The organism is Plantibacter cousiniae (nom. nud.) (assembly GCF_977070315.1).
Genome location: NZ_CDRVEU010000002.1, coordinates 609175 through 631949, shown reverse-complemented (window position 1 = coordinate 631949; position 22775 = coordinate 609175). Strand labels below are relative to the sequence as shown.

At 62.1% G+C, this 22775-nt stretch carries 21 protein-coding genes; 15 read left to right on the top strand and 6 right to left on the bottom strand.

Features of this window, described 5'->3' with window-relative positions; translation table 11 throughout:
- Nucleotides 1-285 precede the first annotated feature (285 nt).
- The 15 genes from ACW55A_RS06405 to ACW55A_RS06335 all read left to right on the top strand — a co-directional run bounded on the left by ACW55A_RS06405 (nt 286) and on the right by ACW55A_RS06335 (nt 15549).
- Nucleotides 286-2175, top strand: a complete 1890-nt coding sequence (locus ACW55A_RS06405; protein WP_498810651.1) for a methyl-accepting chemotaxis protein — start codon at nt 286-288, stop codon at nt 2173-2175.
- A gap of 240 nt (nt 2176-2415) precedes the next feature.
- Complete coding sequence (phnC, locus tag ACW55A_RS06400) at nt 2416-3249, top strand: phosphonate ABC transporter ATP-binding protein (protein WP_044308342.1); 834 nt, start codon at nt 2416-2418, stop codon at nt 3247-3249.
- 44 nt (nt 3250-3293) lie between these two features.
- Complete coding sequence (gene phnD / locus ACW55A_RS06395; protein ID WP_498810652.1) at nt 3294-4304, top strand: phosphonate ABC transporter substrate-binding protein; 1011 nt, start codon at nt 3294-3296, stop codon at nt 4302-4304.
- Nucleotides 4305-4332: 28 nt separating this feature from the next.
- On the top strand, nt 4333-5121 hold the full coding sequence (phnE, locus tag ACW55A_RS06390; protein WP_099266425.1) for a phosphonate ABC transporter, permease protein PhnE: 789 nt from the start codon (nt 4333-4335) through the stop codon (nt 5119-5121).
- 36 nt (nt 5122-5157) lie between these two features.
- Complete coding sequence (gene phnF, locus ACW55A_RS06385) at nt 5158-5907, top strand: phosphonate metabolism transcriptional regulator PhnF (RefSeq protein WP_498810653.1); 750 nt, start codon at nt 5158-5160, stop codon at nt 5905-5907.
- A gap of 14 nt (nt 5908-5921) precedes the next feature.
- A complete protein-coding gene (gene phnG / locus ACW55A_RS06380; RefSeq protein ID WP_003367168.1) occupies nt 5922-6386 on the top strand; it encodes a phosphonate C-P lyase system protein PhnG in 465 nt (154 codons plus the stop codon).
- A complete protein-coding gene (phnH, locus tag ACW55A_RS06375; protein ID WP_455807686.1) occupies nt 6386-6982 on the top strand; it encodes a phosphonate C-P lyase system protein PhnH in 597 nt (198 codons plus the stop codon). Before phnG ends, phnH begins: the two co-directional genes overlap by 1 nt.
- A complete protein-coding gene (locus ACW55A_RS06370) occupies nt 6982-8061 on the top strand; it encodes a carbon-phosphorus lyase complex subunit (protein ID WP_498810654.1) in 1080 nt (359 codons plus the stop codon). The genes phnH and ACW55A_RS06370 overlap by 1 nt, the downstream gene beginning before the upstream one ends.
- Nucleotides 8058-8945, top strand: coding sequence for an alpha-D-ribose 1-methylphosphonate 5-phosphate C-P-lyase PhnJ (locus ACW55A_RS06365; RefSeq protein WP_003367174.1), 888 nt, complete (start codon nt 8058-8060; stop codon nt 8943-8945). Before ACW55A_RS06370 ends, ACW55A_RS06365 begins: the two co-directional genes overlap by 4 nt.
- The gene (gene phnK, locus ACW55A_RS06360; protein WP_455807684.1) at nt 8942-9763 is read left to right on the top strand and encodes a phosphonate C-P lyase system protein PhnK; all 822 of its coding nucleotides are present in this window, start codon (nt 8942-8944) and stop codon (nt 9761-9763) included. The genes ACW55A_RS06365 and phnK overlap by 4 nt, the downstream gene beginning before the upstream one ends.
- A gap of 41 nt (nt 9764-9804) precedes the next feature.
- Entirely contained in the window at nt 9805-10521 is a 717-nt protein-coding gene (phnL, locus tag ACW55A_RS06355) for a phosphonate C-P lyase system protein PhnL (protein ID WP_003367180.1), read from the top strand.
- On the top strand, nt 10515-11660 hold the full coding sequence (locus ACW55A_RS06350) for an alpha-D-ribose 1-methylphosphonate 5-triphosphate diphosphatase (RefSeq protein WP_455807682.1): 1146 nt from the start codon (nt 10515-10517) through the stop codon (nt 11658-11660). The genes phnL and ACW55A_RS06350 overlap by 7 nt, the downstream gene beginning before the upstream one ends.
- On the top strand, nt 11660-12226 hold the full coding sequence (gene phnN, locus ACW55A_RS06345; protein ID WP_024663751.1) for a phosphonate metabolism protein/1,5-bisphosphokinase (PRPP-forming) PhnN: 567 nt from the start codon (nt 11660-11662) through the stop codon (nt 12224-12226). The genes ACW55A_RS06350 and phnN overlap by 1 nt, the downstream gene beginning before the upstream one ends.
- Complete coding sequence (gene phnP / locus ACW55A_RS06340; RefSeq protein ID WP_455807681.1) at nt 12217-12966, top strand: phosphonate metabolism protein PhnP; 750 nt, start codon at nt 12217-12219, stop codon at nt 12964-12966. Before phnN ends, phnP begins: the two co-directional genes overlap by 10 nt.
- A 207-nt stretch (nt 12967-13173) precedes the next feature.
- A complete protein-coding gene (locus tag ACW55A_RS06335) occupies nt 13174-15549 on the top strand; it encodes a glucose/quinate/shikimate family membrane-bound PQQ-dependent dehydrogenase (RefSeq protein ID WP_122266099.1) in 2376 nt (791 codons plus the stop codon).
- A 62-nt stretch (nt 15550-15611) separates the two neighbouring features.
- Here ACW55A_RS06335 and ACW55A_RS06330 read toward each other — a convergent pair whose 3' ends face one another.
- The 6 genes from ACW55A_RS06330 to ACW55A_RS06305 all read right to left on the bottom strand — a co-directional run bounded on the left by ACW55A_RS06330 (nt 15612) and on the right by ACW55A_RS06305 (nt 22775).
- A complete protein-coding gene (locus ACW55A_RS06330; RefSeq protein WP_455807679.1) occupies nt 15612-17135 on the bottom strand; it encodes an amidase in 1524 nt (507 codons plus the stop codon).
- Nucleotides 17136-17257: 122 nt separating this feature from the next.
- Complete coding sequence (locus ACW55A_RS06325) at nt 17258-18409, bottom strand: M20 family metallopeptidase (protein WP_054081823.1); 1152 nt, start codon at nt 18407-18409, stop codon at nt 17258-17260.
- On the bottom strand, nt 18406-19833 hold the full coding sequence (locus ACW55A_RS06320) for a M20 family metallopeptidase (RefSeq protein WP_044308349.1): 1428 nt from the start codon (nt 19831-19833) through the stop codon (nt 18406-18408). The genes ACW55A_RS06325 and ACW55A_RS06320 overlap by 4 nt, the downstream gene beginning before the upstream one ends.
- Nucleotides 19830-20852 carry an ABC transporter ATP-binding protein gene (locus tag ACW55A_RS06315; RefSeq protein ID WP_003367197.1) on the bottom strand — a complete coding sequence of 341 codons (1023 nt, stop codon included), beginning with the start codon at nt 20850-20852 and terminating at the stop codon, nt 19830-19832. Before ACW55A_RS06315 ends, ACW55A_RS06320 begins: the two co-directional genes overlap by 4 nt.
- Entirely contained in the window at nt 20849-21850 is a 1002-nt protein-coding gene (locus ACW55A_RS06310) for an ABC transporter ATP-binding protein (RefSeq protein WP_004418028.1), read from the bottom strand. The genes ACW55A_RS06315 and ACW55A_RS06310 overlap by 4 nt, the downstream gene beginning before the upstream one ends.
- 16 nt (nt 21851-21866) lie before the next feature.
- Nucleotides 21867-22775, bottom strand: a complete 909-nt coding sequence (locus ACW55A_RS06305) for an ABC transporter permease (RefSeq protein ID WP_003367201.1) — start codon at nt 22773-22775, stop codon at nt 21867-21869.

Below are 22775 nucleotides of genomic sequence, written 5' to 3'. Positions count from 1 at the left end.
TTTTTCCTGTTCTGCACGCTTGAGTGTCGATTGTGGGAAGGGCGTCTCGACCTGCGACGAAAAAAATAATCAAGGACTCGTGGATCGCGCCGATATGGCGATACAAGCGTCTCTGTAAGGTTTCGATACTCGGACCTGCCTGGTGATTGACGCCGTGGCAGACGTATCGGCTCCGGTTGCTGAACGGCCTGTGGGTTGTAATGTGAAATAGACGGCACTGTTGTGAAGTTTGATTGGCGATCCAGAGATCGTCCTTATTGGTTTTTTGCCGTGGAAGTAACCGCTATGAAAAGTCTGGGTTTCAGCAAAAAGATTCTTCTCGCCGCTGCATTGATTGTGGTCGTGGCGTTCAGTGTATTCATTGTCGTCAATGACTATCGACAGCGTCAGTCGCTCAAATCCAGCGTCAAGTCCGAGTTGCAACAACTGGGTACGCTCACCACGCAGAACATTCAAACCTGGCTGGAAAGCCGCATGCAATTGCTGCAATCGATGTCGCAGCAAATCGCCGCGGATGGCAAGGAACTGCCCCAGTTGCAACGCGCCATCGGCCTGCCTGCCTACAGTGACAGTTTTCAGCTGAGCTACTTTGGCAACACCGATGGCGTGATGTTCTCGGTGCCGTCGGCCAATCGCCCATCTGACTACGATCCGCGTGCGCGTGGCTGGTACAAGGCGGCACAGAATGCCCCCGGCACCATTGTGACCGAACCCTACATCGCGGCATCTTCCGGCAAGCTGGTCATGACCATGGCCACACCGGTCAAGTTCCAGAATCAGTTCGTGGGCGTGGCCGGTGCCGATATCGCTCTGGACAACGTCACCAAGATCATCAACTCGCTGAACTTCGATGGCCATGGTTATGCGTTTCTGGTCAGCGCCGACGGCAAGATTCTGGTGCACCCGGACAGCAAGCTGGTGCTCAAGAACATCAGTGAAGCCTACCCGACCAATACGCCGAAAATTGCTGCCGGGGTGAGTGAAATCGACTCCGGTAAAAAGCCCGAGATCATTTCCTTCACGCCCGTTCAAGGTGTCTCGACGGCCAACTGGTACGTGGCACTGGTACTGGAGCAGGATTCCGCCTACGCCATGTTGACCGAGTTCCGTACCTCGGCCATCACTGCGATGGTGGTTGTGGTGATGGTGATCATCCTGTTACTGGGCCTGTTGATCCGGGTGTTGATGCAACCCCTGCATCAGATGGGCCGCGCGATGCGTGATATCGCCGATGGCGAGGGCGATCTGACCAAGCGTCTGGCCATCACTTCGCAGGATGAATTCGGCGCACTGGCCGAGTCGTTCAACCATTTTGTTGAACGTATCCATACCTCGATCCGCGAAGTGGCTTCGACTGCCGCGCAATTGGGCGAGGTTGCCACCCGGGTGGTCAAGGTCTCCAACGCGTCGATGGGCAACTCCGACCAGCAGGCCAATCGCACTGAAAGCGTGGCAGCGGCGATCAACGAATTGGGTGCCGCTGCCCAGGAAATTGCCCAGAATGCGGCGCGCACCTCGCAGCAGTCGAGCGATGCGAGCGGCCTGGCCAGCGACGGTCAGAACGTTGTGCAGCAGACTATCAAGGCGATGAACGAGCTGTCCGGCAAGATCAGCGAGTCGTGCGTGAACATCGAAAGCCTGAATGGCAAGACCGCCAACATCGGGCAGATTCTTGAAGTGATCACCAGCATTTCCCAGCAGACCAACCTGCTGGCGCTCAACGCCGCCATCGAAGCGGCGCGTGCCGGTGAAGCAGGGCGCGGGTTTGCGGTAGTGGCCGACGAGGTGCGCAACCTGGCGCACCGCACTCAGGATTCTGCCCAGCAAGTACAGACCATGATCGAAGAGCTGCAGGTCGGCGCTCGCGAAGCAGTGACCAACATGACCGAGAGCCAGCGTCAGAGCGAGGACAGCGTCGGCATCGCCAATCTGGCCGGCGAGCGTCTGAGCAGCGTGACCCGCCGCATCGAAGAGATCAACGGCATGAACCAGTCGGTCGCGGCGGCAACTGAAGAGCAGACCTCGGTGGTCGAGTCGATCAATGTCGACATCACTCACATCAACACCCTCAACCAGCTGGGCGTCGACAACCTGCGCCAGACCCTGGATGCCTGCAACTCGCTGGAAGAGCAGGCTGCGCGTCTGCAGCAGCTGGTGGGCAGCTTCAGGATCTGATCCGCTGCGTTTGCGCCGCTCCGCAGTACCGGGAGCGGCTGCCTGGGCTTCTTTCAGTCCCAATGCTTCAGCGTGGCAATGCAGCGGATGAGGGTCCCACCGCTGTCCGTTGCCACACGATGGGTGACAAACTGTTATCACTTGGTCACTCGCGGTTCATGACTCTGCAACAACACAGGTTCAGTTTGGTTGACAACCAAATGCGACCTGTCCCGGGTCGTGCACAGACCGAGAAGCCTCATGAACGAAGCCATTCATGTACAAGGCCTGAACAAGACCTTTTCCCACAAAAGCGCTCTCATTGATCTCGCGTTGTCTATACAACCTGGTGAGATGGTCGCGCTGATTGGCGCTTCCGGTTCGGGCAAGTCAACGCTGCTTCGGCATCTCGCCGGTCTGGCGTGCTGTGATCGCAGCAATGGCGGTCAGGTTCAGGTATTGGGCCGCGAGGTTCAGTCCTCCGGCCGCCTCAACAGCCAGGTGCGACGTCTGCGCGCCGATATCGGTTATATCTTCCAGCAATTCAATCTGGTCAATCGCCTCAGCGTGCTGGACAACGTCCTGCTCGGTTGTCTGGGGCGCATGCCACGCTGGCGCGGCAGTCTGGCGCTGTTCAACAACGAGGAAAAACAGCGTGCAATGGCCGCGCTGGAAAGGGTCGGGCTGGCGGACCTTGCCGCGCAACGGGCTTCGACCCTGTCCGGCGGACAGCAGCAGCGGGTAGCGATTGCCCGCGCCTTGACCCAGCGCGCCGAAGTGATCCTCGCCGATGAACCGATTGCCTCACTGGACCCGGAATCGGCCCGCCGCGTTATGGAAATCCTCGCCGACATCAACCGCCGCGACGGCAAGACGGTCGTGGTGACCCTGCATCAGGTCGATTATGCCGTGCGCTATTGCCCGCGTGCGGTGGCGCTCAAATCCGGGCGTATTCATTTTGATGGTCTGGCGCAGGAGCTCAGCAAACAGTTCCTCAACGACCTCTACGGTGCAGACGCGGACGCGAGTCTGATGATCACCGAACGAAGCCGGCGCGTGCGGCAAAAAGCCAGCCTGACGCTGGCCAAGGTCTGACGTCCTTTCAACATCCCCCACCTGACATTTTCCGGAGAGCCTGCATGTTCAAGCGTATCGGTCGTCTTCTCGCCTCTGCCGCCTTGCTGACTGCCTGCGCGTTGGGCACCGTCCAGGCCGCAGAAGAAAAAGCCATCAATTTCGGCATCATGTCCACCGAGTCTTCGCAAAACCTGAAAAGTATCTGGCAGCCGGTCCTCGATGACATGAGCCGCAAGACCGGTCTCAAGGTCAATGCCACCTTCGCTTCGGACTACGCCGGCCTTATTCAGGGCATGCGCTTCAACAAGGTGGACGTGGCCTGGCTGGGCAACAAGGCGGCGATGGAAGCGGTGGACCGCTCCAACGGCGAGATCTTTGCCCAGACCTCCGCCGCCAACGGTGACGCGGGTTACTGGAGCCTGCTGATCGTGCGCAAGGACAGCCCGATCAATAGCGTCGAAGACATGCTCAAGAATGCCAAGAGCCTGACCTTCGGCAACGGCGACCCGAACTCCACCTCGGGCTATCTGGTGCCAGGTTATTACGTGTTTGCGAAAAACCACGTCGATGCGTCCACTGCCTTCAAGCGCACCTTGAACTCCAGTCATGAAGTCAACGCCCTGAGTGTTGCCAAGGGGCAGCTGGACGTTGCGACCTTCAATACCGAAAGCTGGGATCGCCTGGCTGTGACCCAACCCGACAAGGTCGAGCAACTCAAGGTGATCTGGAAATCGCCGCTGATCCCGGCCGACCCGATTGTCTGGAGCAAGGCGCTGTCGGACCAGGACAAGGCAAAGATTCGTGAGTTCTTCACCAGTTATGGCAATACCGATGAAGAGAAAACCGTCCTGAAGAACATGCAGATGGGCAAGTTTCTCAAGTCCAGCGATGACCAATTGCTGCCCATCCGCCAGCTCGAGCTGTTCAAGCAGCGCACCGAAGTGGCTGCCAGCACCACGCTGGACGCCCAGGAGAAAACTGCCCGTCTCAAGGATATCGATGCCAGCCTGAGCAAGTTGCAGGAGCGTATCACTGAGCTGAACCAGAAAACCGCAGGCAGCTCCGCAGGTTGAGCCAGCCGTTCACGATCAGGAGTTCGTCATGACCACTCACGTTGCCTACGCCCAGGTTGCAGGCAAACCCAACTGGTCCCGTTATCTGGGCTGGGGCCTGTTGCTCGCTGCACTGGCCTGGGCCTGGCAGGGCGCAGAAATGAACCCGATGGCACTGGTTCGCGACTCGTCGAACATGGCCACATTCGCCGCCGATTTCTTCCCTCCGGACTTCCGTGAGTGGCGCAGCTACCTCAAGGAAATGCTGGTGACTATCCAGATCGCCCTGTGGGGCACGGCGCTGGCGATTGTCTGCTCGATACCGTTGGGCATCCTGTGCGCCGAGAACATCACGCCGTGGTGGATTCATCTGCCGCTGCGGCGCTGCATGGACGCTTTTCGTTCGATCAACGAGATGGTGTTCGCGATGCTGTTTGTGGTCGCCGTCGGGCTGGGGCCGTTCGCCGGGGTGCTGGCACTGTGGATCAGCACCACCGGGGTCCTCGCCAAACTGTTCGCCGAAGCTGTCGAAGCCATAGAGCCCGGACCGGTCGAAGGGGTGCGCGCCACCGGTGCCAGCGCCTTGCAGGAAGTCATCTACGGGGTCATTCCGCAGGTCATGCCGCTGTGGATCTCCTATGCTCTATACCGGTTCGAATCCAATGTGCGCTCGGCAACCGTGGTCGGGATGGTCGGCGCAGGGGGCATCGGGGTTATCCTCTGGGAAAACATTCGCGCCTTTGCGTTCGTCCAGACCAGCGCCGTGCTGCTGGTGATCATCGTTGTGGTAAGCGTCATCGACATCATGTCGCAGCGCCTGCGCAAGCAATTCATCTGACAGAAGAGGGGTGTTCAATGAACACTTTTTTTAACCATGCAGTTGTCTAGACAAGCTGAGCCGATGTACCTGGAACTGGCCGAGACGCTGCGTGACGAGCTGGCCACGTACCTGCCTGGCGATTACCTGCCCGCCGAGTTTCAGCTGGCCGAACGCTTCAGCGTCAACCGCCACACGATTCGCCGTGCTGTCGACGAACTGGTCCGCGAGGGCAGTGTGCTGCGCCGGCAGGGCAAGGGCACTCAGGTACTGGAACGCCCGTTGATCTACCCGATGCAGGCCGAAAGCGCCTATAGCAAGTCGCTGTCGGCGCAGGGCATCGGGGTCGAGGCCGTGCTGCTGGTGCGCCGCGAATGCCTCGCCAGCCAGGAAGATGCGCTGCATCTGGGGCTGGCCGAGCATGCGCCACTGATTGAACTGCAGACCTTGCGCAAGCTGGACGGGCAGGCCGTGAGTCTGATCTGCCATCGCTACAGCGCCCGTTACAGCGAGTTGCTGGCTGAGTATCAGTGCGGCTCGGTGCGCCAGTACCTGGCCGAGCGCGAGTTGCCGTTGAGCCGTGCACAGAGCCTGATCGGTGCGCGCTTGCCGTCCCGCGGAGAGGCGGGGTTGCTGCTGATGCCCCGACACATGCCTGCGCTGACGGTATTGACGGTTTCGTGTGACCGGTCGGGGCGGCCCGTAGAGCTTTCACGCTCGGTCAGCCGTTCAGACCGCTTCCAGTACCAAGTGGCATTCAACCCGATTGCCGACAGCCAGATGGCTGGCCACCCAACGACGGACTGACCCCGAGGTGTTCCATGCAAGCATCCCCTGAAACAGCCGCACGTCAGCACTGGATGGGCGTCTTGGCACGTGCCCATGTCGATGAGCCGAGTCGCGAGCGATTGCAGCGTCACGAAGCGGCGTTGCGCGACACCGATTACCAGATGATCCGCGCTCCGGAAATCGGCATGACCCTGGTGCGGGGCCGTATGGGCGGCACCGGTTCAGCTTTCAACCTCGGCGAAATGAGTGTGACGCGCTGTGTGGTGCGTCTGGCCGATGGTCGCACCGGCTACAGCTATCTGGCCGGACGCGACAAGCGTCACGCCGAACTGGCGGCTCTGGCCGACGCGCATTTGCAGGGCGCGCAGCAGGCCTGGTGGCTGTCCGAACTGATCGAGCCGCTGGCGCGTGCGCAAGCCGAGCGTCGGGCGCGCAAGGACGCGGAGGCCGCTGCCACCAAAGTCGAATTCTTTACCCTGGTCCGAGGAGAAGACTGATGAATGCCGTCCTTTTGCAACCTGCCTTCACCGATCCTGTACTGGATGCCCAACGCAGTTTTCGCGTCGCCCTCAAGGCGTTGTCCGGGCCGGGCGTGATTCAGACCCTGCCCACCGCGCACCAACCGCCGGCCTTGCAGGGCCTGGACAGTGCAACCCATGCCCTGTGCCTGGCGTTGCTGGACCTGGACACGCCAGTGTGGCTGGCGCCGGCATTCGATACCCCGGCGATTCGCGCAAACATTGCCTTTCATTGCGGCAGCCCGATTGTCACTGACCGGCACGCGGCCCGCTTCGCGTTGCTCGATGCATCGACTGCTCTGCAACTGCACGATTTCGATACCGGCAATGATCGCTACCCGGATCAATCCTGCACCTTGCTGATCCAGCTGCCTGACCTGGAAGGCGGGCGGATGCTTGCCTGGAGCGGTCCCGGCATCAAGCGACACCATTCGGTGGCGTTGCCGCTGGATGAAGGTTTCTGGGCTGCACGTGAAGCACGTAATGTCTTCCCTTGCGGGCTGGATGTGTTCTTTGTCTCTGGCAATCGACTGCTCGGCTTGCCACGCAGCACCCGTGTGCAGGAGTGTGCCTGATGTACGTCGCGGTCAAGGGTGGCGAACAGGCCATCGATAACGCTCACCGTCTGCTGGCCAGCAGGCGTCGTGGCGACACCGGCATTGCCGAACTCGACGTCGAGCAGGTCCGCCAGCAACTGCCGCTGGCGGTCGCGCGGGTCATGAGCGAGGGTTCGCTGTACGACCCGCAACTGGCTGCGCTGGCGATCAAGCAATCGGCGGGCGATCTGATCGAAGCGATCTTCCTGCTGCGTGCCTATCGCACCACGCTGACGCGCTTCTGCGCCAGCCTGCCCATCGACACCTCGAACATGCAGCTCAACCGTCGCCTGTCGGCCACGTTCAAGGACGTCCCCGGCGGTCAATTGCTGGGGCCGACCTTCGACTACACCCACCGCCTGCTGGATTTCACCTTGCTGGCCGAAGGCGAGCACCCGGGCCCGGAAGTTACCCCGCACGCCACCCTTGAGTCCTGTCCGCGAGTGCTCGGGTTGCTGGCCAAGGAAGGGCTTATGAAGCCCGAAGTCGACGACGGTGAGCGCGTGGCGGACATCACCCGCGAACCGCTGGAGTATCCGTCCAGTCGTGCCCAGCGCTTGCAGGCGCTGGCGCGTGGCGATGAGGGGTTCCTGCTGGCGCTGGGTTATTCGACCCAGCGCGGTTATGGCCGCAATCACCCGTTCGCCGGGGAAATCCGCATCGGCGAGGTGGAAGTCTGGATCGAACCTGAAGAACTGGGCTTCCCGATTGCGATTGGCGACATCGAAGTCACCGAATGCGAGATGGTCAATCAGTTCGTCGGCTCGGCCAGCGAACCCGCGCAGTTTACCCGGGGTTACGGCCTTGCCTTCGGCAACGCGGAGCGCAAGGCGATGGGCATGGCGCTGGTGGACCGCTCGCTGCGCGCCGAGGAATTCAACGAAGAAGTCCGCTCACCGGCCCAGCAGGAAGAGTTCGTCCTGGCGCATTGCGACAACGTCGAAGCGGCGGGTTTCGTCTCGCACCTCAAGCTGCCGCATTACGTCGATTTCCAGTCCGAACTGGAGTTGATCCGCAAGCTGCGCAAGTCTGCACCGAAACCGGGGAGCGACCAATGAGTAATGCACCGATGAACACCGCACAGCAAAGGCCTGCACGGGATGAGGCCTACAACTTCGCTTATCTGGACGAGCAGACCAAACGTATGATTCGTCGCGCCTTGCTTAAGGCGGTGGCGATCCCCGGTTATCAGGTGCCGTTTGGCGGGCGCGAAATGCCGCTGCCGTATGGCTGGGGCACTGGCGGGATGCAGCTGACCGCTGCGATCCTGGGCGCTGATGATGTGCTCAAGGTCATCGATCAGGGCGCTGACGACACCACCAACGCTGTCTCGATCAGGCGTTTCTTTGCCCGCACGGCCGGCATCGCTACCACCGAGCGCACGCCTGAGGCGACCGTCATCCAGACCCGTCACCGGATCCCGGAAACGCCGCTGCAGGCCGATCAGATCATGGTCTATCAGGTGCCGATTCCCGAGCCGCTGCGTTTCATCGAGCCCTCGGAAACCGAGACCCGGACCATGCACGCGCTGGATGATTATGGCGTTATGCACGTCAAACTCTACGAGGACATCGCCACCTTCGGCCATATCGCCACCAGTTACGCCTACCCGGTGATGGTCGATGAACGCTACGTGATGGACCCGTCGCCGATTCCTAAATTCGATAACCCCAAGCTGCACATGAGCCCGGCATTGATGCTCTTCGGTGCGGGGCGCGAAAAGCGTCTGTACGCCGTGCCGCCGTATACGCAGGTAGTAAGCCTGGACTTTGAAGATCACCCGTTCGAGGTGCAGCGCTGGGAGCAGTGCTGTGCGATCTGCGGCAGTCATGATTCCTTTCTCGACGAGCTGATTCTCGACGATGCCGGGACGCAGAGCTTTGTCTGCTCCGACACCGATTACTGCGCCCAGCGCGTCAAACAGCAGGAGAACGACCGATGATCAGTGCACGTTCATTGGGCGCGGCGGGCGGGCGCCTTCCTGAGGCGGTGCAGCCGCTGCTCAAGGTACGCGGCCTGACTCGCCTGTACGGTGTGCAGAAAGGCTGTCAGGACGTCAGTTTTGATCTGTACCCCGGCGAAGTGCTGGGCATCGTTGGCGAGTCCGGCTCGGGGAAATCCACGTTGCTCTCGCTGTTGAGCGGACGTTGCCCGCCGGACCGCGGCAGCATCGACTATCGCAGCAAGGCGGGCGACTGGTTCGACCTGTACAGCGCCAGTGAGGCGCAGCGGCGCACCTTGCTGCGCACCGAGTGGGGTTTTGTCGAACAGAACCCGCGCGATGGCCTGCGCATGGGCGTGTCGGCCGGCGCCAATATCGGCGAGCGTCTGATGGCGCAGGGGGTACGTAATTATCAGCAGTTGCGGGGTGCCGCGCTGGACTGGCTGACCCAGGTGGAGATCGATCCGCAGCGCATCGACGACCTGCCGCGGACCTTTTCCGGCGGCATGCAGCAGCGCCTGCAAATCGCCCGCAATCTGGTCTCCAGCCCCAGACTGGTGTTCATGGACGAACCCACCGGCGGGCTCGACGTGTCGGTGCAGGCCCGCTTGCTCGATTTGTTGCGCGGTCTGGTGCGGGAGCTGGATCTGGCCGTGGTCATCGTTACCCACGATCTGGCGGTCGCGCGGTTGCTCGCCGACCGGTTGATGGTCATGCGTCGCTCGGAAGTGGTCGAAAGCGGCCTGACTGACCAGATTCTCGATGACCCGCAACACCCGTATTCGCAACTGTTGGTGTCCTCGGTATTGCAGCCATGAGTCGCACTGTCCGAACAGCCTGTACAGAAGAGGTGAGCCCGATGACAACCTTGATCGAGGTCCGTGACCTGTCGAAAACCTTCACCCTGCATCAGCACAACGGCGTGGTCCTCAATGTGCTGCGCGGCCTGAATTTCTCGGTGCGCGCCGGCGAATGCCTGGTGCTCAGCGGGCAATCCGGCGCGGGCAAGAGCACGCTGCTGCGCACCCTGTATGGCAACTACCTGCCTGCCGCCGGCAGCATTCGCGTGCAGCATGAAGGCGAGTGGACCGAGCTGGTCGGCGCAACCCCGCGCCAGGTGCTTGAGGTGCGGCGCAAAACGCTCGGCTACGTTAGCCAGTTCCTGCGCGTGATTCCGCGTGTGTCCAGCCTGGACGTGGTCATGGAACCGGCTCTGGCGCGCGGCTGGTCCCGTGAGCAGGCGCAGGAGCGCGCGCAACTGCTGCTGGGGCGGCTGAATATTCCGCAGCGCCTGTGGCCGTTGGCGCCCAGCACGTTTTCCGGTGGCGAACAGCAGCGCATAAACATTGCGCGCGCGTTCATGGTGCCGTGGCCGGTGCTGCTCCTCGACGAACCGACTGCGTCATTGGACGACGCCAATCGCCGGGTGGTGCTGGAACTGGTCGACGAGGCCAAACAGGCCGGTGCCGCCCTGATCGGTATCTTCCATGACCGCGACGCCCGTGACGCTGTCGCCAATCGTCAACTCGACATGACCCCGGTGGACCTTACCGCCAAGGAGTTGCTGCAATGCTGAATGAACAGGTTTTCAGTAACGCCCGCGTGGTGACGGCCGAGCAGGTATTCACCGGCACTGTGGTGGTCCGTGACGGCCTGATTGCCGAGGTCGAGAGTGGATGCAGCCAGTTGAGTCAGGCCCAGGACATGCAGGGCGATTACCTGCTGCCGGGGCTGGTGGAATTGCACACCGACAACCTGGAAAAGCACCTGTCGCCGCGTCCGGGTGTCGACTGGCCGTCGATGTCGGCGGTGATCAGCCACGATGCGCAAATCGTCGCGGCGGGCATCACCACGGTGTTCGACGCGCTGTCGATCGGCGACATCAACCCCAAAGGCAAGCGCATGCAGCAATTGCCCGCCATGCTACAGGCGATTGCCGACGCCAATGCGGCAGGCCTGACTCGCGCCGAGCACGTGTTGCACCTGCGCTGCGAGGTCAGTCACCCGGACACCTTGAGCGTGTTTCGCGATCTGGTGGACCAGCCACTGGTGCAACTGGTCTCGGTGATGGACCACGCGCCCGGCCAGCGTCAGTTTGCCCTGGAGTCCAAGTACCGTGAGTACTACATGGGCAAGTACCACATGAACAATGAGGAAATGGACCGTTTCATCGTTGAACAGGTGGCCAACTCCAACGAGTACGCCGACCGTTACCGGCGTGCGATTGTCGAACTGTGCCTGGCGCGCGGCCTGTCGATTGCCAGTCACGACGATGCAACCATGGCGCATGTCGAGGAGTCGGCAGGTTTCGGCATGAGCATCGCCGAGTTCCCGACCACGCTCGAAGCGGCCCGTGGCTGTCGGCAACTGGGCATGAGCGTGTTGATGGGCGCACCGAACATCGTGCGCGGCGGCTCGCACTCCGGTAACGTGGCGGCAGCATCGCTGGCCCGTGACGGGTTGCTGGATATTCTGTCCAGCGATTACTACCCGGCCAGCCTGTTGCAGTCTGCATTCATGCTCGCCGCTCAGGACAACGCATGTGACCTGCCGCAGGCGATCAACATGGTCAGCCGTACGCCGGCCGTGGCTGCCGGGTTGGCGGATCGTGGTGAAATACGTGTGGGGCTGCGCGCTGATCTGATCCAGGCGCGTGATCATGCCGGCCTGCCGGTTATCGACAGGGTCTGGCGACAAGGCAAGAGGGTGTTTTGATGGTTGGCAGGTTGATCTATCTCATCGGGCCGTCCGGATCAGGCAAGGACAGCCTGCTGGACGCGGCCCGGGATACCCTGGCGCAACGTGATTGCCGGGTCGTTCGGCGGGTGATCACCCGTTCCGCCGAAGCGGTGGGCGAGGCAGCCCAGGCGGTGACCGTCGAGCAGTTCGAGCAGATGCGCGAGCGAGGCGCGTTCGCCTTGAGCTGGCAGGCCAATGGTCTTCACTACGGCATTCCCGTCGAGATCGATCAGTGGCTGCTGGAAGGCCATGACGTCCTTATCAACGGCTCCAGGGCGCATCTGCAAAAGGCGCAGGCGCGCTATCCCACGCTGCTGGCGGTGTTGCTGACCGTCAATCAGGAGGTGTTACGCAAGCGCCTGCTGGCGCGCAACCGGGAAAGCCTCGCGGAAATCGAGGAGCGCCTTGCGCGCAACTCGCGCTTTGCCGGAGATTTGCTGGCGAGCAATCCGCAGGTTTTCCCGCTGGATAATTCCGCTGATCTGCAACACACCGTTGCCACGCTGCTCGGCTTGCTCGACAAGCGTCACGCATGCGCCTGACCCTGTTGGGCACCGGTGACGCCCGACAGGTGCCGGTCTACGGTTGTCAGTGCGTGGCGTGTGCTGCCGCGCGGGCCGACCATGATCTGCGCCGCTTGCCGTGCAGCGCGCTGATCGAGTGCGCCGACCAACGCTGGTTGATCGACAGCGGCCTGACCGACCTCACCGAGCGTTTCCCACCGCGCAGCCTGAGCGGGATTCTGCAGACGCACTATCACGCCGACCATGCGCAGGGGCTGTTGCACCTGCGCTGGGGCCAGGGGCTGGTGATTCCGGTCCACGGCCCGGCGGATCCGGAAGGCCTGGCCGACCTCTACAAACACCCCGGTATTCTGGATTTCAGCCAGCCATTCGCGGCTTTCGAGCGCCGTGCACTGGGTGCGTTGCAGGTCACAGCGCTGCCACTGGCGCACTCAAAACCTACGTTCGGTTACCTGTTCGAAGGCGACGGGCAACGTTTTGCCTACCTGACCGACACCGTCGGCTTGCCTGACGACACCCGCGAGTATCTGCAACGTGGACCGCTGGACCTGCTGGTACTCGACTGCTCGATGCCTCCACAGCCTCAGCCGCCGCGTAATCACAACGACTTGACGTTGGCGCTGCAAACCATCGAGTGTCTGCGACCGGGCAGGGCGGTGCTGACGCATGTCGGCCATACGCTGGATGCGTGGTTGATGGGGCAAGCGAGGCAACTGCCTGATCAAGTGTTCGTCGGTCAGGACAGGATGATCCTGTAAGACGCTGGCGCGAAAATTCTGTTCGCTGATCGCCCGCAATACATCGCGCCAGACGCCCCGCGGCTTTGCCCGGTCCTGTCAGTAACCTGAGTCTGCCTGATGTCGCTCGGCCATGACTTTATCCATGCCTGGCAGGCTGCGACAATTTGTCTTAATGAACCGTTTAGTACATTCTGCGCACCTGTGAAAATCCGACAGGTTTGAAAAATGACAAATGCGCAAAATACAGGGGCAGCCGGCAGGTTCCTGCTGCCTGGACTGGGTGGGTTGATCGCCTTGATCGGACTCGGGCTGGCAGGTGGCGGTGGCTATCTGGTAGCGCTTGGCGGCAGTTGGTTCTTCCTGCTGATGGGCCTGGCGATGCTGGTCAGTGGTGCACTGATTGCCGCCCGCAAGCCCAAAGGTGCGTTACTGTATGGCATTGCCCTGATACTGACCGCCATCTGGGCTGTCTGGGATGCAGGACTGCATTACTGGCCGCTGGTTTCCCGAGTATTGACCTTCGCCGTTATCGGCCTGGTGGTGGCACTGATCTATCCGACACTGGTTCGCGCCTCGGGTGCTCAGGCAGGCCGCGGTGCCTATGGCCTCGCCGGTCTGTTGGCCATTGGTGTTGTAGCGACCATCGGTTATATGTTCGTCCCGAGCCATGTGGTCAGCGCCGCCAGCATGCCTGATGTGATTCCGGTGGCTCCGGGCTCCGAGCAGAAGAACTGGGCGCACTGGGGCAATACCCCGGCAGGCAATCGCTTTGCCGCTTTGGATCAGATCAACAAAAGCAACGTCGACAAGCTGCAGGTTGCCTGGACCTTTCATACCGGCGACATCCCGCAAAGTACCGGGGCCGGCGCAGAGGACCAGAACACCCCGCTGCAAATCGGCGACACGGTTTACACCTGCACCGCTTACGGCAAGGTCTTCGCACTCGATGCAGATACCGGCACACAGCGCTGGAAGTTCGATCCTCAGGGCAGTGCGCCCAACTGGCAACGTTGCCGAGGCTTGGGCTACTTCGCGGCACCTGTAGCCGAAGCAGCGACAGCCAATGCACCAGCACCATCAGGCGCATGCGTCGCGCGCGTGTTCCTGCCGACTGGCGACGCGCGTCTGATCGCACTCGACGCCAAGACGGGCGAGACCTGCAAGGACTTCGGCAGTCAAGGCGTGGTTGATCTGAAAACCGACATGGGCGAAGTCAAGGAGGGCTACTACCAGCAAACCTCGACGCCATTGGTGGCGGGCAATGTAGTGGTTGTCGGTGGTCGTGTTGCCGACAACTTCTCTACCGGTGAGCCACCGGGCGTAGTACGCGCCTACGACGTGCACACGGGTGAGTTGGTCTGGGCGTGGGATCCGGGTAATCCGAATACCACCAAACGTCCGCCCGCAGGCGAAACCTATACCCGTGGCACGCCTAACGTCTGGTCGGCCATGTCCTACGATGACAAGCTTGGCCTGATCTACCTGCCGACCGGTAACGCAACACCCGACTTCTTCGGCGGGACGCGTACCGAGCAGGATGACAAGTGGTCCTCGTCAGTCGTGGCGGTGGACGTCAAGACCGGTCAGGTGCGCTGGAGCTTCCAGATGACTCACCACGATCTGTGGGACTTCGACATTCCGGCGCAGCCGTTGCTGTATGACATCCCGGACGGCAAGGGCGGTACCCAGCCGGCACTGGCACAAGTCACCAAGCAGGGCGAGATCTTCCTGCTCAACCGCGAAACCGGCGTGCCGATCTCGCGGGTCGAGGAGCGCGCTGTGCCGCAAGGTAACGTGCCGGGAGAACGCTATTCGCCCACCCAGCCGTTCTCGGTGGACATGCCGTCGATCGGCAACCAGACCTTGAAAGAGTCGGACATGTGGGGCGCCACGGCATTCGACCAGTTGATGTGCCGGATCGCCTTCAAAGGCATGCGTCACGAGGGTGTCTACACGCCACCGGGGCTCGACCCGGCGTTGCAGTTCCCCGGTTCGCTGGGTGGCATGAACTGGGGCAGTGTCTCGGTTGACCCCACCAACAGCTACATGTTCGTCAATGACATGCGCCTGGGCCTGGCCAACTACATGATCCCGCGCGACAAGATCGCCGCCGGTGCCAGCGGTATCGAAATGGGCGTTGTGCCACAGACCGGCACTCCTTTCGGGGCCATGCGTCAGCGTTTCCTGTCTGCCGTCGGCATCCCCTGCCAGGCACCGCCGTTCGGCACCATGTCGGCGATTGACCTGAAAACCAAGAAACTGATGTGGCAGGTTCCGGTCGGCACCGTGAAGGACACAGGCCCGATGGGCATTCGCATGGGCCTGCCGATTCCGATTGGCATGCCGACGCTGGGCGCTTCGTTGTCCACCCAGTCGGGCTTGCTGTTCTTCGCCGGTACTCAGGACTTCTACCTGCGTGCCTTCGACAGCGGCAACGGCAATGAAATCTGGAAGGCCCGTCTGCCAGTCGGCAGCCAGTCCGGCCCGATGACCTATGTGTCGCCCAAGACCGGCAGGCAGTACATCCTGCTCACCGCAGGCGGCGCCCGCCAATCGCCGGATCGTGGCGATTACGTGATTGCCTACGCGTTACCCAAGTAACGCATGTCACCTCTGAGGGGCAGATGCTGCCCCTCAGCCTTGTTTATCTTGCTGCGCCGCTTTCACATCGCACCAATCTCCGGCTTGCCCGTTCTCGATCCGCCGTAAACCGGCGGATGCGTGACGATGTGAGTCAGGTCGACCGCCGAGGCCAGCAGTTTCTGTAGGTCCGGGCGTGGGCGAGACAAGCGTGGGTCATTCGCCGTCGCCTGTTCAAGCGCTTCGGCGCAGGCGAGCAGTTTTGCGTCGCCGCGGAACCTGCCGATCACCTGCAGCCCGAACGGCATGCCGTTGTGGTCGGTGCCGCAGGGCAGGGACAGCGCCGGGTTGGTGGTCAGGGTAATGGTGTAGCACAGCGCCAGCCAGCGATAGTAATTGTCCAGAGGCACGCCGTTGACTTCGCGCAGGTACAGCTCGCTCCAGGGGAAGGGCGAGACTGGCGTGGTGGGCGCGAGGATCAGGTCGTAGTGCTCGAATTGTTTTTGGAAGCCGCGAAAGATCCGGCTTTGCTCGCCATGCGCCTTGACGCAGTCCTGCAGTGACATCGCGGCACCCATGTCGAAATTGGCGCGGGTGTTGGGCCCCAGTGCATCAGGATCGCGGTCGTGAGCGTCCTGCAGCCCGGCGACGAACGCTTCGGCGCGCAGGACGTCGAAGGTGCGATGGGCGCTGGTCAGGTTCAGGTCGATGGCTTCGCAGGACTTGAACAGCGATTTCAGGGCGCTGATCTTTTTTCGAAAGACGGCACGGATCCTGTCATCCACAGCACACGCGCCGAAGTCCTCGCTGTAGCCGACGCGCAGCTGGCTTAGGTCGACGGTGCGTGGTGCAAACGCGTCATCGGCAATGGCATAACTCAACGGATCGGACTGCCCCAGCCCGGCGCTGGCGCGCAGTTGCAGCAGGGTATCGGCAACGTTGCGACCCATCGGGCCTACCACTGAAATCGGTGTCCAGCCAAGCTTCTTGCGTTCGCTCGGTACCAGCCCTGGTGAGGTACGCAGGCCGACGATACCGCACAGCGCCGCGGGAATGCGCAGCGAACCGCCGGTGTCCGAGCCGCTGCACAACGGCACCATGTCGACGGCCAGTGCGGCGGCGGATCCACCCGAGGAACCGCCTGCGTTCAGTTCAGGATTGAACGGGTTACCGGTCGCGCCCCACACCACATTGCGGGTATTGGCGCCTGCGCCCAGTTCCGGAACATTGGTTTTGCCGACCACGATTGCCCCGGCAGCACGCAGGCGTGCGACGAACAGGTTGTCCTGCGCGGGAATGTTGTCGCGAAACAGTTGCGAGCCGTAGGTGGTGAGTACCCCGGCGGTTTCTTCCAGGTCCTTGATGCCGATTGGCAGGCCATGCAGCAGCCCCAGTGGCTTGCCCTGCAGGACGGCATGTTCGGCCAGCATTGCCTCGTCGCGGGCGCGCTCGAAACAGGTCGCGGCAAAGGCATTGAGCTTCGGGTTCAGACTTTCAATCCGCTCGATACAGGCGTCCAGCAATTCCACCGGAGAGAGCTGTTTGTTGCCGATCAGCGCACGCAGTTCGGTGGCGGATTTACCGAGCAGCTCGGACGAATTTTGCATGGAGTGTTCTCCCGAATGTCATCGTTCCGCACGCTGCGCGTGGGAATGCATTTCGTGACGCTCTGCATCACACATTTGCGTCGCGCCTCTTTTTCCAGATTGGGCGCACGTGGGCAGTCTCTTCAAACATCCCCCAACGCCAGTATCGTCCCGACCAGCGCCTGGCCTCTAGGCACCAGGGTGTTCAGTTCCAGGTACTCGCGGTCGGTGTGAACCTTGCCGCCCACCGGGCCGAGGCCGCACAGGGTCGGGATCCCCAGGCTGGCGGTGAAGCCAGAGTCGGCGCAGCCCCCGGTGAATTCGCCTTCCACGCTGAACCCCAGTTCCTGCGCAAGACCTTGATAAATACCCAGCAGTTCAGTGCTGTGCCGGGCTTCCATCGGCAGGAAGGTCGTGGCTTCCAGCAGTCTGGCTGACGTGCCGGGCAGTTCCTCTTCGGCGACGATCGCTTGCACGGCTGCAAGTATTTCCTCCCATTGCCGAAGCTCCACAAAACGTACATCGAGCTTCGCCGTGGCGCTGGGCGCTACCGTATTGCTGGAGGTGCCGCCAGAGATCAGCCCGACATTGGTGGTGATGCCCGCTGCGTAATCAGTCAGCGCATGCAACTTGATTACCTTGTGCGCCAGCGCCTGAATGGCACTGGCGCCGTCGGCATGATTGACCCCGGAATGCGCCGCACGGCCGCTGACTTCGATAATCAGCGTGGCACCGCCTTTGCGCGCGCTGACCACATTGCCACTGGCGCGTCCCGGTTCGGGGTTAAGCACCGCGCGCGCCTGGCGGGCGTAGTGTTCGATGTGAGTGCGAGCGCTGGCGGAGCCGATTTCCTCGTCGCCGGTATACAGAATCTGCACCGGGAACGGCAGCGGGCCTGCGCGCTTCAAGGCCTTCAGCGCAAAGCAGTTGAGCACTAGTCCGCCTTTCATATCTGCCACGCCAGGGCCGTAGGCCAACTCACTGTCTTTTGTGTAGCCGCGTGTTGTGGTTGTGCCCTTGGGAAATACCGTGTCGCGATGACCCAGCAACAACACTGGTTTGCCGGGGCCACCGGGCAATTCAGCCAGCAGCACATCGCCGAAACCCTCAACCGGGATACGTTCGACGCTGATCCCGTCGGCCTGCAATTGCGCGGCGAGCAGTTCGCCGACCGCATCCACTCCGGCCTTGTCGTAACTGTTGGAATCGGTATCGACCAGGCGCTGCAACAGCGCTTCCATCGCCTCATATTGCTCGGCCAGCCACGCGGTGGCGTGCAGTTGTGCCTCATTCATTCACTCAGCTCCTGTGCCCGCTGCTCCCGGGTCAGTCGTGCGCCGTCCGTGCCCAGGTCCCAGAACAGTCCGGCCATGATTTGCAGGCTCTCCTTGACCACCGGAGCCAGCAAGTGCTCGTCAGGTGCATGCTGCGAGCACGCCGGGTATGAGTGTGGCACCCAGACCGTCGGCAGGCCCAGCACTTCAGCGAATACGTCATTGGGCAGCGAACCGCCCAGATTGGGCAGCAGCGCGGGTTTCTTACCCGTGGTGGCGGCCAGCGAATCCAGCGCCCAGCCGACCCACGGGCTGTCCGGTGACAGGCGCGTGGCGTGCATCACGTCCATGCGCGTCTGTCTGACCTCGACACGATCGAAGCCATGGGCATCCAAGTGCGCGCGCACCGCGGGGATGAACGCGTTGTAATCACTGTCGACCACAAAGCGAATGTGACACAACGCGTGAGCCTTGCCGGGAATGGCGTGTACCGGGGCGTCCGGGTTGCCGGTCTTGAAGGCGAGCACGTCGAGGGTGTTCCAGCCGAAGACTTTTTCGCTGAGCGACAGCGCCGGGTTGCCCCAGTCGGCGTCGATGTCCGGATCGCCAGGGCCGCCGCCGACCTCGATATCCGCCAATGCGGCCTTCACCGCGTCGGGGATGGCCTTGGGCATGAGCCCCGCGACTTTCACCCGGCCATGCTCATCGACCATGCTCGCGATGGCATTGGCCAGAATGATCCCCGGGTTGGCCAGCAGACCGCCCCAATTGCCGGAATGGTGCGCGCCTTCGCGCAGGTTCACCGTCAGCTCGAAGTTGAACACCCCGCGCGAGCCGAGAAACAGGGTAGGGCGTGCCGCTGCGAGGCGCGGGCCATCGGAGGCGATGAAGATGTCGGCGGCGAGTTCTTCTGCGTGCGCCTGGCAGAACGCGCTCAGGCCGGGGGAGCCATCTTCCTCGCCCATTTCCAGAAGCAGTTTGACGTTGAAACCCAGCTTGCCGTCGCGCGCCTTGAGGGTCTGCTCCAGTGCCGTCAGGTTGATCAGGTGCTGGCCCTTGTTGTCGGCGGTGCCACGTCCGTACCAGCGCTCGCCACGTTCGATCACCTGCCACGGCGACAGGCCTGTCTGCCACTGCGCGTCATAGCCGCGAACCACGTCACCGTGGCCGTAACTAAGCAGCGTTGGCAGTTCAGGGGCTTCGATGCGCGTGGCGATCATCAGCGGGCCGCGTCCGGCGACCGGGTTGTCATGCACGGTAACGCTGAAACCCAGACGCTCGACATGCGGGGTGATGAACTCATGAAGATAACGATACAGCTCGGGCAGGCTTTCGGCCTCCTGGCTCTGGGTCGGGTAGGCAACGCTTTTGCCGAGCAGGGCGAAAAACGCGCCGTTGTCGAACTGTTCAGTGACGTTTTCGATGGCGTGCGAACGGCTACTCATGAGGGCATCTGCTCCAGAGGTTTTGAGGTGTCGTGCAGGTGGCAGCGAACGGTTCCGCCTTCGATGCGGCCAATGGCCGGGGCTTTTTCCTTGCACTGGGGCATGCAGGCCGGGCAGCGCGGATGAAAGGCGCAGCCGGACGGCGGCGACATGGGATTGGGAAAGGCCCCGTGCAAACCCAGATCGGGAATACCCAAGTGCGGGTCCGGGGTCAGCACCGAGTCCAGCAACGCCTGGGTGTAGGGATGGCCAGGCCGGGCGAACAATGATTCGCGGCTGCGCTCTTCGACGATGCGCCCCAGGTACATGACCGCCACGCGGTCGGCCAGATGTTCGATGACGGCCAGGTTATGGCTGATCAGCAGGTAAGTCAGGCCGAATTCCTGTTTGAGGTCCTGCAACAGATTGAGAATCTGTGCCTGCACTGAAACGTCCAGCGCCGAAGTCGGCTCGTCGCAGATCAATACATCCGGTCGCATCACCAGCGCCCGGGCAATCGCCACACGCTGGCGCTGGCCACCGGAAAGCTGGCTCGGGTAACTGTCGATCACGCGCTTGGGCAAGCCGACCACGTCCATCATCGCTTCGGCGCGCTGGCGACGTTCGGCCGGGGTGCCGATGCCATGCACGATCAGCGGCAGCGTGACGATCTCGCGCAGGGTCTTGCGCGGGTTGAGTGACGAGTAGGGGTCCTGAAAGATCGGCTGAATGCGCCGCGCCATCTCCTTGCGGTCGGTGCCGGCGAGGTGCTTGCCGTTGACCAGTACGTCGCCACTGCTGGGCGCAAGCAGCCCCAGCAGCATCTTCGCCAGGGTACTTTTACCGCAGCCCGATTCGCCGACCAGCCCGAGTGTTTCGCCACGCATCAGACGCAGCGACACGCCATCGACGGCTTTGAGCGTGGCATTGGGTTTGAAAAAGCCACGGCTGATGCTGAATTCGCGGCGTATATCGCACAGCTCCAGCGCGATGTCTTTCTTGACGCTGGCAGTCGGGACCTGTTTCACGGCGGTATTCATGACGGTACGCCCTCACGGTGAAACACAGGTTCGGCACCCGCTGCGGCAAACAGGCAGCGAGTCATATGGTTGTGGCTATTGATCGGCGGGACGTCGTCGGCACAGGCGGGGATCGCTTGCGGGCAGCGATTGCGAAATGCGCAGCCGTGTTGTTCGCCGACCAGGCTGGGCACCAGCCCCGGAATCGACCCCAGCGGCTGACCCGGTTGAGTGCGTCCGGGGATCGGTATGCTCGCCAGCAAGCCCCGGGTATAGGGGTGTTGCGGGTTCTCGAACAACTCGATGGCCGGGGCGGTTTCGACGATCTGTCCGGCATACATCACCGCAACCCGGTCGGCGATACGTGCCACCAGCCCCAGGTCGTGGGTGATGAAGATCACGGCCAGACCCAGCTCCTTCTGAATGTCGCGGATCAGGCGCAGGATCTGTGCCTGAATGGTCACGTCCAGCGCAGTGGTCGGTTCGTCGGCGATGATCACGTCCGGTTCGCACATCAGGGCCATGGCGATGATTACCCGCTGGCGCAGGCCGCCCGACAGTTGATGCGGGTACTGACGCAGGCGCTCGCCCGCATTGCTGATGCCGACTTTCTCAAGCATCTGCGCGGCGCGCTGCAGGGCCTCCTTGCGGGATACCTTGCGGTGTCGGGTAAGCACTTCGCTGAGCTGATCGCCGATGCTGTAGGCCGGGTTCAGCGAGGTCATGGGCTCCTGAAAGATCATCGCCAGGCGGTTGCCGCGCAGGTCGCACATCTGCCGCTCGCTCTGGGTCAGCATGTCGATGCCGTCCAGGCTCAGTGTCGTTGCGGTACGCCGGGCCTTGCGCGGCAGCAGGTCCATGAGTGCCAGCGAAGTCAGGGATTTGCCGCAGCCGGACTCGCCGACGATGCACAGCATTTCGCCGCGCTCGACCTGAAAGTCCAGGCCGCGCACTGCGTGGAGCGTGTCTTGGCCGAGAGGAATCTCGACACGCAGGTTTTCAACATGCAACAGCGCCATGTGCGTATCTCCTCTGTCAGTTGCGCCCGTCGGGCAGGATCAGGTCGCGCAGGCCGTCACCGACCAGATTGATGCCCAGCACCAGCACCATCAGGGCGACGCCGGGAATGGCGATGACCCAAGGGGAAAAGAACATGTACGGTTTGCCCTCGGCGATCATCAGCCCCCATGAAGGAATGGGCGGCTGCACGCCGACCCCGAGAAACGACAGTGCCGACTCGAGGAGGATCGCGTGAGCCATTTCCAGGGTAGCGACAACGATCAGCGCGCCGACCAGATTGGGCAGGATTTCGCTGGCCAGAATGCGCAGCGTCGAGCAGCCCAGGGCCTGGGCCGAGGCGACGTATTCAGCGTCGCGAATCTGCTGCACGGCAGCGCGCACCACCACGGCAAAGCGGTCCCAGAGCAGGCAGCCAAGCAGCACGATCACCACTTTCAGCGAGCCACCGATCAGCGACGCGGAGGCCAGCGCGATCATCACCACCGGCATCGCCAGGCGGGTGGTGATCAGGTAGCTGATCACCGCGTCGGTCTTGCCGCCGAAGTATCCGGCCAGCAGGCCCATGATGGTGCCGATAACGCCGGAAATCAGCGCCGCCGAGAAGCCGATGAACAGTGAGATGCGTGCGCCGTAGAGCAGTCGCGACAGGTAATCGCGGCCCAGTTTGTCGGTGCCCAGCACGTAGTCCCAGGTGCCGTTGGCCATCCAGACAGGCGGTTTCATGCGCAGCATCACGTCCTGCGCATAAGGGTCGTAGGGGGCCAGCCAGGGCGCGAACAGGGCGCCGAGCAGGATAATCAGCAGCAATACTGCGCCGATGGCGAAGCCGCGATGCGCGAAGCTGCTGCGTAATGTGCGCCAGACGCTGCGCGCCGGAGGCTGGTAATCGTTGATCAGCAGCGGCGATGAAGTGGTTGTGCTCAT

Bases quoted from the DNA above. Each gene is read 5' to 3' on its own strand.
- ACW55A_RS06405 (WP_498810651.1), top strand. From the start codon at position 286: ATGAAAAGTCTGGGTTTCAGCAAAAAGATTCTTCTCGCCGCTGCATTG.
- phnC (WP_044308342.1), top strand. From the start codon at position 2,416: ATGAACGAAGCCATTCATGTACAAGGCCTGAACAAGACCTTTTCCCAC.
- phnD (WP_498810652.1), top strand. From the start codon at position 3,294: ATGTTCAAGCGTATCGGTCGTCTTCTCGCCTCTGCCGCCTTGCTGACT.
- phnE (WP_099266425.1), top strand. From the start codon at position 4,333: ATGACCACTCACGTTGCCTACGCCCAGGTTGCAGGCAAACCCAACTGG.
- phnF (WP_498810653.1), top strand. From the start codon at position 5,158: ATGCAGTTGTCTAGACAAGCTGAGCCGATGTACCTGGAACTGGCCGAG.
- phnG (WP_003367168.1), top strand. From the start codon at position 5,922: ATGCAAGCATCCCCTGAAACAGCCGCACGTCAGCACTGGATGGGCGTC.
- phnH (WP_455807686.1), top strand. From the start codon at position 6,386: ATGAATGCCGTCCTTTTGCAACCTGCCTTCACCGATCCTGTACTGGAT.
- ACW55A_RS06370 (WP_498810654.1), top strand. From the start codon at position 6,982: ATGTACGTCGCGGTCAAGGGTGGCGAACAGGCCATCGATAACGCTCAC.
- ACW55A_RS06365 (WP_003367174.1), top strand. From the start codon at position 8,058: ATGAGTAATGCACCGATGAACACCGCACAGCAAAGGCCTGCACGGGAT.
- phnK (WP_455807684.1), top strand. From the start codon at position 8,942: ATGATCAGTGCACGTTCATTGGGCGCGGCGGGCGGGCGCCTTCCTGAG.
- phnL (WP_003367180.1), top strand. From the start codon at position 9,805: ATGACAACCTTGATCGAGGTCCGTGACCTGTCGAAAACCTTCACCCTG.
- ACW55A_RS06350 (WP_455807682.1), top strand. From the start codon at position 10,515: ATGCTGAATGAACAGGTTTTCAGTAACGCCCGCGTGGTGACGGCCGAG.
- phnN (WP_024663751.1), top strand. From the start codon at position 11,660: ATGGTTGGCAGGTTGATCTATCTCATCGGGCCGTCCGGATCAGGCAAG.
- phnP (WP_455807681.1), top strand. From the start codon at position 12,217: ATGCGCCTGACCCTGTTGGGCACCGGTGACGCCCGACAGGTGCCGGTC.
- ACW55A_RS06335 (WP_122266099.1), top strand. From the start codon at position 13,174: ATGACAAATGCGCAAAATACAGGGGCAGCCGGCAGGTTCCTGCTGCCT.
- ACW55A_RS06330 (WP_455807679.1), bottom strand. From the start codon at position 17,135: ATGCAAAATTCGTCCGAGCTGCTCGGTAAATCCGCCACCGAACTGCGT.
- ACW55A_RS06325 (WP_054081823.1), bottom strand. From the start codon at position 18,409: ATGAATGAGGCACAACTGCACGCCACCGCGTGGCTGGCCGAGCAATAT.
- ACW55A_RS06320 (WP_044308349.1), bottom strand. From the start codon at position 19,833: ATGAGTAGCCGTTCGCACGCCATCGAAAACGTCACTGAACAGTTCGAC.
- ACW55A_RS06315 (WP_003367197.1), bottom strand. From the start codon at position 20,852: ATGAATACCGCCGTGAAACAGGTCCCGACTGCCAGCGTCAAGAAAGAC.
- ACW55A_RS06310 (WP_004418028.1), bottom strand. From the start codon at position 21,850: ATGGCGCTGTTGCATGTTGAAAACCTGCGTGTCGAGATTCCTCTCGGC.
- ACW55A_RS06305 (WP_003367201.1), bottom strand. From the start codon at position 22,775: ATGAGCACAACCACTTCATCGCCGCTGCTGATCAACGATTACCAGCCT.